11 protein-coding genes are annotated in these 17,244 nt (G+C 39.6%); 5 read left to right on the top strand and 6 right to left on the bottom strand.

What is annotated here, in order from left to right; genetic code table 11:
• Positions 1–2,220 carry a penicillin-binding protein 1A gene (locus ACHFIZ_RS09610; protein WP_410885220.1) on the top strand — a complete coding sequence of 740 codons (2,220 nt, stop codon included), beginning with the start codon at positions 1–3 and terminating at the stop codon, positions 2,218–2,220.
• Positions 2,221–2,241: 21 nt separating this feature from the next.
• Positions 2,242–4,050 carry an excinuclease ABC subunit UvrC gene (uvrC, locus tag ACHFIZ_RS09605; RefSeq protein WP_410885218.1) on the top strand — a complete coding sequence of 603 codons (1,809 nt, stop codon included), beginning with the start codon at positions 2,242–2,244 and terminating at the stop codon, positions 4,048–4,050.
• Between the two features lie 31 nt (positions 4,051–4,081).
• Here the strand turns inward: uvrC and gldN are convergent, their stop codons facing one another.
• From gldN to ACHFIZ_RS09575, 6 genes are all read right to left on the bottom strand, one after another.
• Positions 4,082–4,963: a gliding motility protein GldN gene (gldN, locus tag ACHFIZ_RS09600; RefSeq protein ID WP_410885216.1), complete on the bottom strand. Its 882-nt coding sequence runs from the start codon at positions 4,961–4,963 to the stop codon at positions 4,082–4,084.
• Between the two features lie 3 nt (positions 4,964–4,966).
• Complete coding sequence (gene gldM / locus ACHFIZ_RS09595) at positions 4,967–6,505, bottom strand: gliding motility protein GldM (protein WP_410885214.1); 1,539 nt, start codon at positions 6,503–6,505, stop codon at positions 4,967–4,969.
• A 41-nt stretch (positions 6,506–6,546) separates the two neighbouring features.
• Positions 6,547–7,359 (bottom strand): gliding motility protein GldL, encoded by an 813-nt coding sequence (gene gldL / locus ACHFIZ_RS09590; RefSeq protein WP_410885212.1) that lies wholly within the window; start codon positions 7,357–7,359, stop codon positions 6,547–6,549.
• Between the two features lie 37 nt (positions 7,360–7,396).
• On the bottom strand, positions 7,397–8,761 hold the full coding sequence (locus ACHFIZ_RS09585) for an SUMF1/EgtB/PvdO family nonheme iron enzyme (protein WP_410885210.1): 1,365 nt from the start codon (positions 8,759–8,761) through the stop codon (positions 7,397–7,399).
• A gap of 101 nt (positions 8,762–8,862) precedes the next feature.
• The gene (locus tag ACHFIZ_RS09580; protein ID WP_410885208.1) at positions 8,863–9,624 is read right to left on the bottom strand and encodes a uroporphyrinogen-III synthase; all 762 of its coding nucleotides are present in this window, start codon (positions 9,622–9,624) and stop codon (positions 8,863–8,865) included.
• 25 nt (positions 9,625–9,649) lie between these two features.
• Complete coding sequence (locus ACHFIZ_RS09575; RefSeq protein ID WP_410885206.1) at positions 9,650–10,618, bottom strand: DUF4271 domain-containing protein; 969 nt, start codon at positions 10,616–10,618, stop codon at positions 9,650–9,652.
• 88 nt (positions 10,619–10,706) lie between these two features.
• Between ACHFIZ_RS09575 and ACHFIZ_RS09570 the strand changes: the two genes are divergently transcribed.
• The 3 genes from ACHFIZ_RS09570 (at position 10,707) to hemW (ending at position 17,242) form a co-directional block, all read left to right on the top strand.
• Entirely contained in the window at positions 10,707–13,190 is a 2,484-nt protein-coding gene (locus ACHFIZ_RS09570) for a YfhO family protein (RefSeq protein ID WP_410885204.1), read from the top strand.
• Between the two features lie 1,128 nt (positions 13,191–14,318).
• The gene (locus ACHFIZ_RS09565; RefSeq protein ID WP_410885202.1) at positions 14,319–15,965 is read left to right on the top strand and encodes a GH32 C-terminal domain-containing protein; all 1,647 of its coding nucleotides are present in this window, start codon (positions 14,319–14,321) and stop codon (positions 15,963–15,965) included.
• Positions 15,966–16,102: 137 nt separating this feature from the next.
• Entirely contained in the window at positions 16,103–17,242 is a 1,140-nt protein-coding gene (hemW, locus tag ACHFIZ_RS09560) for a radical SAM family heme chaperone HemW (protein ID WP_410885200.1), read from the top strand.
• Positions 17,243–17,244 lie beyond the last annotated feature (2 nt).

The raw sequence follows: 17,244 nt of genomic DNA, 5'->3' as shown, positions 1-17,244 counted from the left end.
ATGAAGAAACCTCTTTCCCAGCAAGATATTCAAAGTTATAATTTTACGTTGTGGAAAATATTAATTGGAGCAATTGCTTTTTTTGCGTTGTTCATTGTCTTAATTGGATATGAGGTGTTTGGACCACTACCATCTTTTAGAGATATTGAGCACCCTAAAAGTAACCAGGCGTCAGAGATTGTGACTGATGACGGAAGGGTTTTAGGAACCTACTTTGTTCAAAATAGGTCTAATGTGACGTATCCCGAAATCTCTAACAACGTCTTAAACGCTTTAATCGCCACCGAAGATATCCGATTCAAGGAGCATTCAGGTATAGATTTCAAACGCACATTCACCATTTTCTTTTATAACATCATAGGCAAAAAGCAAGGTGGCAGTACAATAACTCAACAGCTTGCCTTCAACCTTTTTTCAGAAGAACTTCGTCAACGTAACTTTTTCAAACGTGTACTTCAGAAATTTAAAGAATGGGTAATCGCTGTTAAACTGGAACGAAACTATACCAAGGAAGAGATCATCGTGATGTACCTCAATACCGTTGACTTTGGTAATCAGGCATACGGAATAAAATCAGCCGCCAGGGTTTATTTCAACACGACACCAGACAAATTAAGCGTGGCTCAGGCAGCAACATTAGTAGGCATTTTAAAAGGGATCACAAGATATTCACCTACACGCAATCCAGATAGAGCCCTTGCCCGCAGAAATACGATCATGGGGCTTATGGTCAGAGCTGAATTGCTTACTAAACAAGAACTCCAGGTGGAACAGGGAAAACCTTTAGCGCTGGTATTTAGCGCAGCTACCGTAAATGACGGCATTGCGCCATATTTCAGAGCGGTATTAAAGAATGATGTTCGCAGAATTTTCGAAGAACGTTCAATTACCAAGCCAGACGGAACACCTTATGATTTAGACAGAGATGGTCTAAAAATTATTACCACCATAAACTACGATATGCAAGTTTATGCTGAAGAAGCTCAGAAAGAATATATGCGGACACTTCAAATGTCTTTCATCAAGAGCTGGAAAGGGAGGAACCCTTTTAAAGGTAAAGAGATGCAAATTGAACAAGGAGTAAGGCGTTCCGACAGGTACAAATCCCTTCAATTGGAAGGTAAGTCCGATGAAGAAATAAAAGCTGACTTCGATACGCCGACCAAGCTAACAATCTTCACCTGGAAGGGAAACATTGATACACTAATGAAGCCAATTGACTCAGTCAAATACTATAAGATGTTGTTGCGAAATGCCATGATGGCGATGGATCCTCAAACAGGCTTTGTAAAAGCTTGGGTGGGTGGTATAAACTATGAGCATTTCAAATATGACCAAGTAAAAATGGGTACCAGGCAAGTTGGCTCCACGGCAAAGCCATTCACCTACTCTGTAGCTGTGGAAAATGGTTATTCTCCATGTTTTACAGTACTTAATGAGCCCGTAACCATTGAAGTCCCAGGAAGTGCGCCATGGACGCCACGTTCCTCAGGCACTGTTCCGGGATATTTGACTTTACAAAAGGGGCTGGCTCTTTCTCAAAATTATATCGCCGCCTATTTAATGAAACAGGTTGGACCTACTGCAGTTGCTACACTGGCTAAAAAAATGGGGATCAGCTCAGATGTCCCCGCATACCCATCAATTGCTTTGGGTTCTTTTGACGCCTCTGTCTATGACATGGTAGGCGCGTACAGCGTATTCGCAAATAAAGGGATTTATACTAAACCTACCTACATCCTTCGTATTGAAGATAAAAATGGTGTTGTCCTTCACAGAGAAAAACCTATTCCTGTACCAGCAATGAACGAAGAAGTAGCGTATGTTATGACAAGAATGCTTCGTGGCGTGGTAACTAATGGAACTGGCTGGCGATTAACAAAATATGGGATTAAAACTCCAATAGGAGGTAAAACTGGAACAACTCAAAACAATTCAGATGGTTGGTTTATGGGAATTAGTCCGCAACTGGTAGCGGGCGTATGGACTGGTTGTGAAGACAGGGCTTTCCACTTCACCAGTACTGCTCAAGGTGATGGTGCAACCACAGCATTGCCAATCTTTGCTGGCTTCATGAAGCGTGTATACGCGGACCCAAAACTGAAGATCTCTAAAGCCGATTTCGAGCCTCCTAAAAACGGTGTCTCTATCACATACGATTGTAATCAGTACCAGCAACAGGAACAAAAAACTGAACTGGATGAAAAGTTAGGCTTTTAATATTAAAGATCTGTTTAGCTCATGATTGCTTTTGATCACAGAAAGGCATTGGCCGATATTCCTCATAAACCCGGTGTCTACCAATATTGGGACAACGACGGAGCGTTGATGTATATTGGTAAGGCTAAAGATTTGCGCAATCGAGTTGGATCGTATTTCAATAGCGACAATCAGATGAATGGGAAAACAAAGGTCTTGGTTTCCCGCATTAGAAACATAACATTTACAATTGTTGATACTGAAATTGATGCCTGGCTACTAGAAAATAGCCTGATTAAAAAGCATCAGCCCAAGTACAACATCATGCTTAAAGATGACAAGACCTACCCTTGGATTATCATCAAAAAAGAACCTTTTCCAAGGGTATTTTGGACAAGGAACATGATTAAGGATGGTTCAACCTATTTCGGCCCTTATGCTTCTTTGGGGATGATGCACATAATTCTTGACCTCATCAAAGAGACTTATACACTTAGAACATGTAATCTTCCATTAACTCCTCCAAACATTGATGCTGGTAAATTTAAGGTCTGTCTGGAATATCAGATTGGGAATTGCAAGGGACCATGCCAAGCCTACCAATCATTAGAAGATTACGATAACAATATTGAGGAGATCAAAGATATTCTCAACGGTAAAATTGGCACTGTTATTAAAAATGTAAAGAGCGTAATTAAGGTCTCAGTCGAACAACTAAATTTCGAATATGCACACCAGTATCAGCGCAAATTACTAGTGCTTCAAAAATATCAAAGTAAGTCTACAGTCGTCAATAGCGCTATTACCAACATTGATGTGGTAAGCATAGCATCTGATGAACGGTATGCCTTTGTAAATTATTTGAAGGTAATGAATGGCAGCATCATTCAAACACAAACAATTGAAATCAAGAAACGTCTTGATGAAAGCGATGAAGAATTACTTACAATTGCGATTACTGAGTTCCGCACGAAGTTCAATAGTACTTCTAAAGAAATCATTGTTCCCTTTGACATTACGCTACAGGATTCTAATCTAAAGTTTACCGTCCCTAAGCTCGGTGAAAAGAAAAAGCTTTTGGAGCTTAGTGAGAAAAATGTAATGTTCTTCAAGCGTGAAAAGCTAAACCAGTACGAGCAGTTAAATCCAGACTTGAGAACTGATCGCATCTTAACTCAGATGCAGAAAGACTTAAGACTTACTCAATTGCCAAAACATATAGAATGTTTTGACAACTCAAATTTCCAAGGCAAGTATCCCGTATCTGCAATTGTAGTATTCAAAGATGCAAAACCTTCAAAAAAAGACTACAGGCATTTTAATGTTAAAACAGTCGAGGGACCAAATGATTTTGCGACTATGGAGGAGGCAGTTTTTAGACGTTATAAAAGGATGCTAGACGAGGAGGATACGCTACCTCAATTGATTATCATTGATGGCGGGAAAGGCCAGCTATCGTCAGCCATGACAAGCTTAAAGAAACTGGGAATAGAGAAGCGGGTAACAGTAATTGGAATTGCGAAGAGACTCGAAGAGCTATACTATCCAGGGGACTCCTATCCACTCTATCTTGATAAAAAATCTGAAACATTAAAAGTGATACAACAGTTGAGAGATGAGGCTCACCGTTTTGGCATCACTTTCCATAGAAAAAAGCGAGATCAGGGAACACTCAAAACAGAACTTGAACAAATTCCCGGAATCGGTAAAAATACTGCAGATAAATTATTGAGGCATTTTAAATCCGTGAAAAAAATTCGTGAAGCAAACGAAGAGGAATTAGCCACATTGCTTAATAAATCACAGGTAAAAGCCTTGCTGACTTATTTTTCTTCAGAAGACACGAAGTAAGAACTGAAAAATCGAGCTCAAATACTCCCTATTAATACTCCCATAAGCTCTGCTCGTAATCAGAAAGAGATTTTTTTATCGCTTCAGATTCTTGCAACTTTCTAATGTCCTTTGAATCGGTTAAACCAAGCATCTCCACAATGTTTTTATTGCTGGGATTTGTTTGCTTAACGACATAACTAGAAAACAATCGCCTAATAAAGTAATCGTCGAAACTTAGAGTGGAAGCATCATTTCCAGGATTTACCATTCTTTTCTTACTCAGCAACTCTCTCGCGTCGTTATAGTAAACCCAGAATACCGGTTGCCAGTTACCTTCAACCATTTTCATTGGTGCAATTCCCACAATTCTCGGTTCAAAAACTGAACGCTTCGTATCAAGGATCCAATCTTCCTTTATGCGATATTTCATAAACTCTTCAGAACGCAACCTCCTAAGTGTCGGATCAGCAATCTTTCCGGTGGTTGAGTCTGCAAAACCTTCAGTAAGCCCCCTTGCACTTGCTAAAGCTTCCTGAGCAGTCAAAGCAATCTTGAAGGAGTCGTTATCCTCCAATAACTTGCCTGCAATGGTATCCTTGCTTGAGTAAACGGTGAGTTCTTCGTTAGCAACAGCCTCCAACAAAACATCTATCAGTTTAGCTCCTTCAGCTCTGAGGACAGAATTGATCGTATCTCTTAAATCAAGCTCGCGCCAGATACGCTTTGCATAGTAAACATCTTCATCACGCACATCGGGATAAGGGACCATTACATTACTGTCCACGTCCGCACGCACAGTAAATCCATCCTTTGGCGTCGTTTTAATCTTTGTTTTTTTAACAGAATCTGTACGTACAGGTGTCACAGGATTTTGAGCAGAAGCACCCAAACCAATTAGTAAAACTATTAATATGCCAAAAACATTTTTCATAATCTATTTCGTTAAAAATGTAATTCCATCTAAAACCTTTTGTCTGCCATCAGGCCCTTCACAAACAATATCCTTGAATATAACCGTCGCATTCGGCTTCAACGAATTCAGTGCCCCTTTAATCTGCGAACTGAAACCTGCACCGCTATTTTGTAGCGTTACAGCGTCAGATCTTGGGTTAATAAATGTTACCGCGAACCTGATCACTCTGAATTTCACATCGAAAACAAAGTCTTCTAATTGTGTATCCATTATGCTTGCACTCTCAATAAACTCAAGTGGAACGTTCCCGCCACCCTTTCCTTTAACATAGGGTTTTGGTGTAGGCAATGCCTTTACGCGAAATTGCTGAGAACCCAAGTTTAAAGTTTTACCTCCCTCGTTTGAGCTTACGCTGATGCTCAGGGTTTTACCAACTTGAGCTCCGCCAACGTTCACCATATATTTTCCATTGCTTCCAGAAATTGATCCTCCATCTATAGAAGCTTTTACGCTTTCTAAAGGAAAGCCGGCAGCAGATACCGAGAACGGGTTAGGAATACCCGCATAAATAACATTCATTTTATCTGGGGATACTGTAGATGATGGCTTTGCCACCTGATAAGTTTGTACTGGAGTCAAGTATTCTTTTACCTGACCATCAGTTTGAACCACTTTCACGGAGCCTCTCCATGTAAATACACCCACACTACCTGTGCTTCCGGTGTAGGTTCCTTTACCTTCCCTAACACCTAAAGAATTGCCCCCCACGGAAATCTGTGGTACAGACCTTGAGTCACTCGCTGTCAAGAAAACTTGAGCAGTGTATGGCTGTCCCTGAATAACATAAGAACTAGGCGCAACAGCGACAGCTGCGAATTGATCCAGGTTTACCAATGATTTATCCATATTTCCAAACAACTTTTTTACAATCTCCGCCTCGGCGTTCTTAACGTCAGACTGGATTTTACTTAAAGTTGTATTTGCTGCAGTTAATGGCATCCCCTCACCAAAGTTAATTTCTTCCCACCTCTTTTTACCGCTAATACTCTTTGCAGCATCTTTAGCTTCCAGGGTAAAAGTAACTCCTTTACGGTCTTTTTCATCCAGCAAAGCAATCAATTTTTCTCGGGTATCATTGATCTTGTTTTTTAGATTCTCGCCCTCTTTCTGATTGATCATGATGCCTTGTGCGATGTCCATATTAGCCCGCTCTACTAAGTCACCAGTTTCTTCATCAATTCCTTTTCCAGCAGTATTAAATTTATCTTTAAGCTTCTGAACGTAATTATTCAGTTCGTCAGCGTAAGCCTTCGCCTTATTTGCCTTCTCCCAAATAGGTTGTGCCCTAGCGGGTTCATCCTTCAGCTTTGTATTTTGAAAAGATAAAAATAGTTGTTCAATGCTTGTACTTACGTTATTCTTAGATGAAACTAAGCTGTCGTTAAAGTTCTTGAAAGCATTTAAGATTGTATCTGATACATTTAAGGCAAGCATAGCAAGCAATACCAAATACATGATATTGATCATCTTCTGCCTCGTCGTCTCTCTTCCTCCGGCCATTTAATTAGGTCTCCTTTGTTTAATTAATAATTGATTACCAATTATACACGCGGCTGATTCATTGCAGAAAGCATGTTACCGTAAATAGCGTTTAATGATGACAAGTTTTTAGCAAGCTTACCTACCTCATCTTTAAACTGTTTAGAGTCTTCCATTGACTCGTTGAAGTTGTGCATGGTTAAAGAAAGGTTCTGGTAAAATTTATTCATTGATTTTAAGTGTGCACTTGAGTCCTGAAGTTCCAACTCATAAACCGCATTTAATGCAGAAAGATTTTTAGCAAGGGCATTTACCTGATCGTGATAAGCTGCTGCACCAACATTACTCTCTCCCATTTCCACTAACTGAGCGGTGGCCTTCGAGAAAGCACTGTTCAAATTATCAAAACTGGCAGAAGCGCCTTTTACTTTTCCAGCAAATTCAGTGGTAGCCAATGAAGCGTCAGCTACCGAAGAGATATTTGCTACTTTATCGCCAAATGTGCGAAGTCCCGTACCAAGACTTTCAATAAGTTCTGGACCAATCTTCGCGTCTACTAACATTTTATCCAATGCAGCTGTAGAAGGAAAACCAGCTTGTACCGGAGCAACTTGCCTGGTAGTCGCTTTTGGGAGTTCGCCAGAAAAATCTGCACTTAATTCAGGATACACTTTCTCCCAGGGAAGTTCTTGTTCTGGCTGTCTAAATCCTGTTAAAAAGAATAAAAAAGCCTCAACACCAAGTCCTATACCAATTGCATAATTGCCGAACACACCGCCTATATGTAAAATTTTAAATAGCGCTCCTAGAATAACTATACTGGCTCCCCAGGATATCGCTACGTGTAACCAATCAAATTTTGCTTTTGCTGCCATACTAGATAAAATAAGGATAGATGATTTATGTTTTTCTTTAGTTTTTGTAAGTGATGTCGGTCCCAGGATATGCCGAAACACATCTAAAGCCGATATAAGATCTAGCTTGATCTTGATACTCATAAGTACCTACAGCATTTTGAAGGAAAAATCCAATATCCTTCCAAGAACCTCCCCTCACAACTTTACGCTTCATGTATTTGCTATCAGTAGTCTTCGCAACATATGTAAAGTTTGGGTTAAAGTCTAAAAGCATTGGTGCGGCCGATTGGTTATATGCCGTAATAGTCCATTCAGCTACGTTTCCTGCCATGTTATATAAGCCGTAGTCATTAGGGAAATAGGATTTAACGTTCACTGTATACAATCCACCATCATCAGAGTAATTACCACGACCAACTTTGAAATTGGCCTGCATACATCCTTTGGTATTACGAACGTAAGGGCCTCCCCATGGATATTTAGTCTTAACGTTCCCCCCGCGGGCAGCGTACTCGAATTGTGCGTCAGTCGGTAATTGATATTCGGGACGTGAGTTAAGCGGTTGTTTTCTCGCTACTGCTACTGATTCATAAAATCTAGTGCGCCAAACACAAAATGCAGAAGCCTGCTCCCAACTCACACCAACAACAGGATAATCATCATATGAAGGGTGGTTGAAGTACGTTTTTACCATCGGGTCATTCTGTGAATAAGAATAATCAGCTTTCCAAACCAGGGTATCAGGATAAACGGGGATAGAAGCGTGTTGATTCGGGTTGCTTGCATCAGGAAGGTCAGTATAAGTTACGATTGCATCTTGCCTCTTCTTCGAAGGGTCTTTTCTGTTTTCAGCAGCCAAATCAGAATTCACGTAGCTGTATGCATATCTTAATCTTCTCACGTCGATTTCATTTCTACCGGGAATGGCATCTGCACCAGTGTAATACATGTCTGTTAATTTTGAACCAAAGCCGTTATTCCTATTACTCCAAAGTAAGCTTCCGTTACCTACTTTTCTCCAGTCGATATTTCTGTTAGCACCAGTGGCAGCAGCGTTAGGATCGCCTTTTGGTTGTCTAAAAAAAACTGGCGCCGTAGTTGGACCTAAAGTGGTTACTGCGATTGAGTCCCTCACCCAATTCACAAACTGGCGGTATTCAGCGTTAGATATTTCTGTCTGATCCATAAAAAACGCGCTGAATGAGGTCATAGCACTTGGAGCAGTCTGATTGCTGTTGATGTCTTCGTCGGATAATCCTATTAGTGTTCTGCCTGGCGGAATGTAAACCATACCCAAAGGGATTCTATTGTTCCTGAATTTTCTATTATAAACACCAACCAGCTCACCCTGACCGCCTCCCTTGCAGCTAAAGAGCTGTGCCGCTACAATAAAAAAACATAATAGGGATAAGTTTCTCATATTTATGGTAAAGCAAATTAGTAACAATTTTATCGATTATGATTGATATTAACAACTATTCATACTATAAATATACGCATAAACGAAAATAAACAAAATGATTACTTATTAGATTTCTTGATGTAATTCTCAATTGCCATGATCATAGATGGAGCCTCAGGCGATGGCGCCGCGATATCTACCTGTAAATCTGCATCTTTAACTGCTTTGTAGGTATTTAACCCGAACGCTGCGATCCTGGTATTATTTTGTTCAAATTCAGGAAAATTTGTGAATAAAGACTGAATACTTGAGGGACTAAAAAAACCAATCACATCATAAAAAACTTCGGCAAGATCCGAAAGGTCTGAAACCACTGTCTTAAATAAGACTGCAGGGGTAACATCATATCCGTTTTTTTGTAAAAAATTCATAGTGTCTTCAGTCGCAACATCAGAACATGGGTAAAGGAATTTTTCAGCAGCATGTTTCTTCAAAATTTCGGCAAGATCTACAGCAGTTTGTTTACCAAAAAAGATCTTCCGTTTCCTGTATTGAATGTATTTTTGAAGATATAGTGCCGTTGACTCTGAGATACAGAAATATTTAAGATCCGCAGGAACCTCGTACCTCATCTCTTCACATATTCTAAAAAAATGATCTACCGCATTCCTGCTGGTGAACACCACCGCAGTGAAATCACCTAAGGTAATTTTTTCCTTTCTAAAATCTCTTGCAGGCACTCCTTCTACATGGATAAACGATCTGAAATCAATCTTCAAATTATACTTTTTTGCCAAATCAAAATAAGGTGATTTTTCTGTTTCTGGCTTTGGCAAAGTGATTAATATACTCTTTACCTTTCGCATCCTATCTTCAGCCATTTCTTGCTTTTTACAATTTACATCATCATAACCCTATAGCCTTGATTAAAATCAATATAGGGCAAATTTCGAGGGCACAAAAGTACAAAAACAAATAGACTTTTGAAAATCGATTATGGGATAAGATATTCACTCCAGCTCTTATAAACTGAAACGTAAAAATGGTGGCCAAAAGAATAAACGAAACTACTATAAAAATAGGTGCGTATTTCAAAGGCGATAATGCAAATGCGACCACCAACGGGATGAAGAGCAGCGAAAGATTGAAGTAACTTAGATATAATATCGTAATGTACTCATTCACGGGCTTCTGTAGGTTAAAAAGATGCCCCAAAACCCTAAGAATAAGAATCTTTAATAGATAGAGTATTACGATCAAGACAGAAATACTTAGGTAAAACTGAAATCCGGCACCCGAGAATGCAAGACGATAGAACTGAGATAACAAATAAAAGAACATTCCAATGGTAAAACCAAACTGAACAAATAAGAGTAAAAAAGGCCAGGATTTGAACAAATTATCTTCCTTATTTAAATTGTTCAGTACCCGATTACTAAAGAAACTCTGAATTATTGTTTGCAATTGTTTGGTAAATGACACTTTTACAATGGCGAACAATAGCAATAACGAGGCAACAACTCCAAGCACCCAAAGTTGCCCTTTAGGTAAAAGTTTACCAAATTTATACTTGCTTCTTGGTACTGATGCAAAGTCCTTATATCGATTAATCAAGTTAGATCTCCCAACTGTATTTGCCCTTAATATACTATCTATAATCATATGTCCATTGACCATAGAATCCGGGAACAGCCAGGTGGCTTTCATAAGGGAATCGGTTACAAAATTCCGCTTTGCATTGTAAGCAGAGTCCTTAACAAATCTTTCTCTGTAGCTTACCCTAACAGGCACACTATCAGGCGCGATAATTGGCACTTGGCAATATGCCACTTCGTTGCCAATCAACAGCAATAACAAAGCAATTAGACGTACCATTCTGGAGATCATTACCGCAAAATTAGCTAAAAACTAACAAGCATACTAAGTCTTATTAATTTAGCCGTAAATTATTAATTTTACCTGCATGAAGAATTGGTTTCGTTCAAATAGGCAGCACCTTTTAATTATCTCCATATTTATTGCACTTTGCTTTCTCTATTTCAGTCCGGCGATACAAGGAAAAGTTCTTTATCAAAGTGACATAATGGAAGCGAAAGCACAATCGCGGGAAATCATGGAAGTAAAAGCTGCGACGGGACATGGCCCGCTTTGGACAAATTCCATGTATGGGGGAATGCCGGCTTTCCAAATCTGGGCCAAATACCCTGGAAATATGCTCACCTACGTAATCGGCTTCATAAAAACCGTGTTTCCAGACCCTATCGATACCATACTCAGCTTTCTTCTTGGATCTTACTTTCTGTTGAATGTACTAAAAATGAAACCCTGGATCGCCGCCGCGGGTGCCGTGGCTTTCTCTTTCAGCTCCTACAATTTCATTTATATTCTTGCTGGCCATAGCAATCACGCAATGGCAATGGCAGTCTTCGCTCCCATCCTTGGATCAATACTCCTCACTTTGAGAGGCGGTAAATATCTGCTCCGTGGCGCCGTACTTACTGCATTCTTTCTGGCATTGGAGATCCGGACTAATCATATCCAGATGACTTACTACCTGTTTATGATCTTGATTTTGTTTATCATCATTGAAGGTTATCATGCAATTTCAAGCAAACAAAGCAAACCTTTTTTTACCGCTCTTGCCTACCTATCCGCAGCCTCAGCTTTAGCATTGACTATAAATGCTGGAAGCCTTTGGTCAACCTGGGAGTATGGACAGGAGTCAATCCGTGGTAAGGCTAACTTGACCAGGAGTAATACAGAGGCAAATTCGGGTTTGCAAAGAGGCTACGCCTATCAATACAGTCAGGGTGTGGGTGAAATAGCCACTTTTCTTGTACCAAACCTCTATGGAGGTGCATCGTCCGACCGATTTCCGGAAGGGAAGTCTCAAGTAGAAGATAATCTTCTGAAAGCAGGTGTCCCGGAAGCCCAAACACAAGGCCTTTTGGCACAGCTAGATCAACAAGGCATCCTGCGCCCATATTGGGGAGATAAACCTAGCACAGCAGGATCCTGGTATTTCGGTGCAATCGTCATGTTTCTATTTGCACTTGGTTTATTCATAATCAAAACCAGGTTCAAGTGGTGGATTCTGAGTGCCTCTTTCCTTTTCATTTTTCTTTCTTTCGGTAAGAACTTTCCATTGGTATCCGATCTGTTTTTCGATCATTTCCCAATGTATAACAAATTCAGATCTGTTGACTTTGCCCTTGCCGTGCCAGCATTTCTAATTCCTTTGCTAGCCTTTCTGGCATTAAATGAACTGATTACTCAAAAGGACATCAGAAAGGATCTGTCAAAAAGATTGATGCAATCATTTTATATTACTGCTGGTTTTCTGATGATAATTTTGATATTTCCCACGCTGATTTTCGATTTCAAGGCTTCCTATCATGCTGAAGTTATGGTGCAAATTGCGAAGACGTATGACATTAGCATATCGAATTTAATAAGTAACGGACTGGTAGCAGACCGAATCTCATTGGCGCGTACCGATGCTTTAAGATCGCTGATTTTCATTCTAATTGCATTCGCAGTGATTTGGTTCATGATCAAATCGAAAATTAAGACCGAAACAGCAGTGCTCATTATTGGAGTGGCGATTTTAATGGATATGTGGGGAGTGGATCGCCGATACTTAAACAACACAAATTTTTACGATAAAGATCAGCTCGCTCAAAGTTTTCAGCCATCAAAGGCAGACCAGCAGATCATGGCGGATCCAGCACTCGATTATCGCGTACTCGATCTTAGCAAAAGCGACCCATTTTTTGACGCGGCGCCATCCTATTTTCACAAATCGGTTGGCGGAAGGCACTCTGCCCGTCTGCGACGTTACGATGAACTGATCACCGCCCAGTTTAATGGCAAGCTGAACGAACCGGTTTTAGATATGTTGAACACCAAATATTTCATCGTTCCTGATAGCGTAGCCGGCCAGTTGAAACCTGTACTACGAACTTCTGCATTAGGAAATGCTTGGTTTGTACATAATGTAAAGTATGTTGAAGGGGCCGATGCCGAGATGAATGCGATTACTTCCTTCCACCCGAAGGACACGGCAATTGTTCAGAACGATTTTGCTGCACTAGTTGGAAAACTTCCTCTGAATGCAGATACTACAGCTTCAATTGAACTGTTGAAATACCATCCGGACAATTTGCTTTACAAATATAAAAATAGTGAAAATGCAGTAGCGGTGTTTGCTGAAATATGGTACGACAAAGGCTGGAACGCTTACCTCGATGGTATTAAAGTACCATACTTTAGGGCAAATTACATTCTTCGAGCGCTAAAGCTCCCAGCGGGAGAACATGAAATAGCGTTCAAGTTTGAACCAAAATCTTATTTAATTGGTGACAAGATTTCACTTTTTGCTTCGTTAGCGTTGGTAATCACAGGCGTGTTCGCTTTTTATAAAAGAAGAAAACAAATAGTAAAATAGTCTAAGCCCCTTTTTAAACATCGATGCCAAATGAAGTTTGAATCTCCTCCTGACCGCAACGAGTTTTTACACATTCACATTGATTAATGAGGTTAATGCAGACATAGCGACATCATTGATTTTTATCGGATAATCCCGCGATATTTAGTTTTTGCAATTGTTATTTGTTTTTTAATATAATATTCTGGTTGATATGAGGTTTATACTGAAACTTTTCAAATACCGCTCAGCTATGTGTTTTGTGGCTGTTTCCTTCGGGTGGATCCGAAGCAGACACATAGCAGACTCGAAGCAGACTCGAAGCCAAGACGTAGAAGAGGCAACTAGTAATAAACTAGTAACACTGTTCTCTGTGGTCTGAAATAGGGAAATGTAGTAGTATTTAGTAGCATAATTAGAAGCATCATTGGTTGATTGATTAAACGAACCTACAATACTGCTGTTTAAAAAAAGCAGGTTTTATATTTAAAAAGGGTTAACTGCGCACTTAAAATGGTAAGTGTACACATAAAATGTTAACTGTAGACTTAAAGCGGTTAAGTGTACACCTAGACTGGATATAATAATCACTGCAATCAGCTGTTCCAAAGAACCTTCGTCCTTTGGAACAAATACTAATTGCTTCATACTGTGAATGACAGCATGCTTAGGAGAGAACGCTTCCGTATCATTGATTTCTTATATTTGGGTATATAGTAGTAAAGGCAATTGAAAAATATCAATTGGGGACAAGGAACAAAAAATATTTTTCCTTAAAGGTCTACATACTCATAAGTATACTTATATGCTCCATCATCCGAGCCAGATATTAGAACAGCTTTCCTAACATGAGTAACCGGAAAACCCTCATTTTCGTATTTATAGGTATTTAAAATATCCAAATAGCTACCATTACCATTAGGCGTCCTTTTTCAAGACATTGTTTGTGAAATCTTTCTCCACCATGTAAAAGGCCTCATGGATAAACATTTTATCACCATCATAGGTATATGTGACCCCAGAGTCGATAGAATTACTGAGGAGGCAATTTTAACGTGCATAAATTTATATTCGACTAAGGGTAGCGTTAAAAGTTGTATCTTTCTAATGTTAACCTCCCATTTCTAAATAACCAAATACCACCACGAAATGAATCTTATTACCAAAAGTATACTCACTGCAATTTTTCTTTTAACAACAATTAATTCCGCATTCTCTGCAGATGTCACCCTAAAAATTACCAAGCGCTACTTAAACCTTCCTGTTTCTCAAAAACAAGATCAGGGCAACATGAGATTTGATATTGGCGGTGAACAAGAGCGCTCGTTCAGAATTAGACTGGCCGCTAACCCTGAATATTGGGTCTTTACAGACGTATCTGCACTGAAAGGAAAAACGATTAAAATTAGTTACGATGGGAAAGCGGATGGTTTACCGAAAATCTACCAAGACGACCAGATCAATGGTCAGGATTCTTTATACCACGAAAAAAATCGTCCCCAATACCACTTTACTACAAAGAGAGGATGGATCAACGATCCGAATGGAATGATATTTTATGAGGGTGAATATCACCTTTTTTATCAGCATAATCCATATGAGCGGGAATGGGAAAATATGTCTTGGGGCCACGCAGTTAGTCCTGATATGGTTCATTGGAACGAGTTACCGGTCGCGCTGAGCCCCGATAATCTAGGAACAATGTTTTCAGGCTCTGCAGTTATTGATTACAACAATACCGCTGGTTTCAATAAAGGTAAAACACCTGCAATGGTTGCGCTATACACTGCTTTTACCAAAGACAAACAGATTCAGTGTGTGGCTTATAGTCTTGATAAAGGCCGTACATGGACGAAATATGAAAAGAATCCGATAATTGATTCAAAGGCAAGATGGAACAGCGTAGATACACGTGACCCTCGGGTTTTCTGGTATAAACCAGGAAAGCATTGGGTGATGGTGCTCAACGAACGTGATGGCCATTCAATTTACACCTCACAAAACCTAAAGGATTGGAACTATGAAAGTCATACCACAGGTTTTTGGGAGTGCCCTGACTTATTTGAACTACCAATAGATGGGGATAAAAATAAGACTAAATGGGTAATGTATGGCGCATCCAACAGCTACATGGTCGGCTCATTCGATGGTAAGACATTTTTACCTGAAGCTGGAAAATTCTATTATGTAACGGGTACTATTTACGCCGCCCAAACATTTACGAATATGCCCGAAACAGATCCACGAAGAATTCAGATTGGCTGGGGAAGAGTGCAACAACCGGGAATGCCATTTAATAACATGATGTTGATGCCCACCGAACTCACTTTACGAACTACTAAAGACGGCCCCAGATTATTCTCTAAACCTATAAGAGAAACACAACAATTGTTTGAAAAGCTAAAGTCCTGGCCTGTACTAACCTCCGACGAGGCAAATAAAAACCTTAAAGAATTTTATAATTCAGACCGTTTCAGGGTGAAAGCCTCCATCAAGCTCTCACATGCTACCAGTGCAGGTTTTAATTTGTTTGCGCAACGCGTATTAGATTATGACATGAACAACAATACCATCAATGGAGTTTTTTACTCGCCGGAAAACATTACTGGCATGGAGTTAACTGCAGACATCTACGTCGACAGGACATCAATTGAAGTATTTATTGACGGTGGAAAGTATTCTTATTCAATGGAACGCAGACCAGATAAAAACAATACGGAGGGCCTGCATTTCTGGGGCAATAACATTGAGGTTAAAAACCTGGAAGTTTATTCTGTTAAATCAATTTGGAAATAAAGCACGTCATTAAAGTAATACAACTCTTTACCATCTTTTATAGGCCTAAAAATTTTTACTTTTGTTACTCATGAAATTTGAATAGTTACACTTGAAAAATAAAAATAATATAAATTGGGGTGAATACTCTTAAAAATATGGCTGGAATCTACATCCACATCCCATTTTGCAAAAAAGCCTGTACTTATTGCGACTTCCATTTCAGTACTTCTATCAAATATGTTGATGAGATGGTAGATGCGATTTGCCTGGAAATTGTGAAGAAGAAAGATCGGATTACCGATCAGGTTGGAACAATTTACTTCGGAGGAGGAACACCCTCCATTTTAAGCGCCAAGCATTTTGAGAAAATCTTCCATGTTATTACTAAGAACTTTTCTATCTCATCCGAGGCGGAGATTACGATCGAAGCAAACCCAGATGACCTAACTGCAGCAAAGATATCAGAGTTGAGAAGACTGCCAATAAATCGCTTTAGTATCGGCATTCAGTCTTTTTTTGAAGAGGACCTAGTTTGGATGAACCGTGCTCACAATGCCATTGAAGCCGTAACTTGTATCAAACGAAGTCAAGATGCCGGGTTTGAAAATTTAAGTATTGACCTGATCTATGGCTATCCGCTACTAACCGACAGCAAATGGCTCCATAATATTAATAAGGCAATAGAATTTGAAACTCCCCATATCTCTGCATACTCTTTGACTGTTGAACCTAGAACAGTCCTCGCAAGTTCCATAAAAAGAGGGAAAGATATACCATTAAACGATGAACAAAGTGCATCGCAGTTTATTATGCTGATCAACAAGCTGAAAGAAGGTGGATTTGAGCATTACGAGATCTCGAACTTTAGTAAACCTGGAAAGTATGCTGTACACAACACCAACTACTGGCGTGGTGTAACCTACCTTGGAATTGGCCCATCGGCACATGGATTTAATGGAAATGTCAGGTATTTAAACGTTGCAAACAATGCTGCATATCTAAGCAGTATGGAGTTGGGTAAAATACCGGAAACTATAGAAGAGCTAGATTTGTACGATCGATTTAATGAATACGTAATGACCTCCTTAAGGACCATGTGGGGAACAAGCCTTGATAAGATTGAGCAGGATTTTGGAAAATTCTTCCTGGCAGACACCCTAAAAACAATAAGGAGCTTTGTCGAAAGACAATGGCTCATTAATGAGGGGAATCACCTAAAACTAACTACTGATGGGAAACTTTTTGCAGATTATATTGCCTCAGAATTGTTCCTATCAGTAGAAGATCACAGATAAAT

Source organism: Pedobacter sp. JCM 36344 (assembly GCF_046546555.1).
Lineage (GTDB): Bacteria > Bacteroidota > Bacteroidia > Sphingobacteriales > Sphingobacteriaceae > Pedobacter.
The sequence above is the reverse complement of the archived record's forward strand: the minus strand, read 5'-3'. Positions and strand labels throughout refer to the sequence as shown.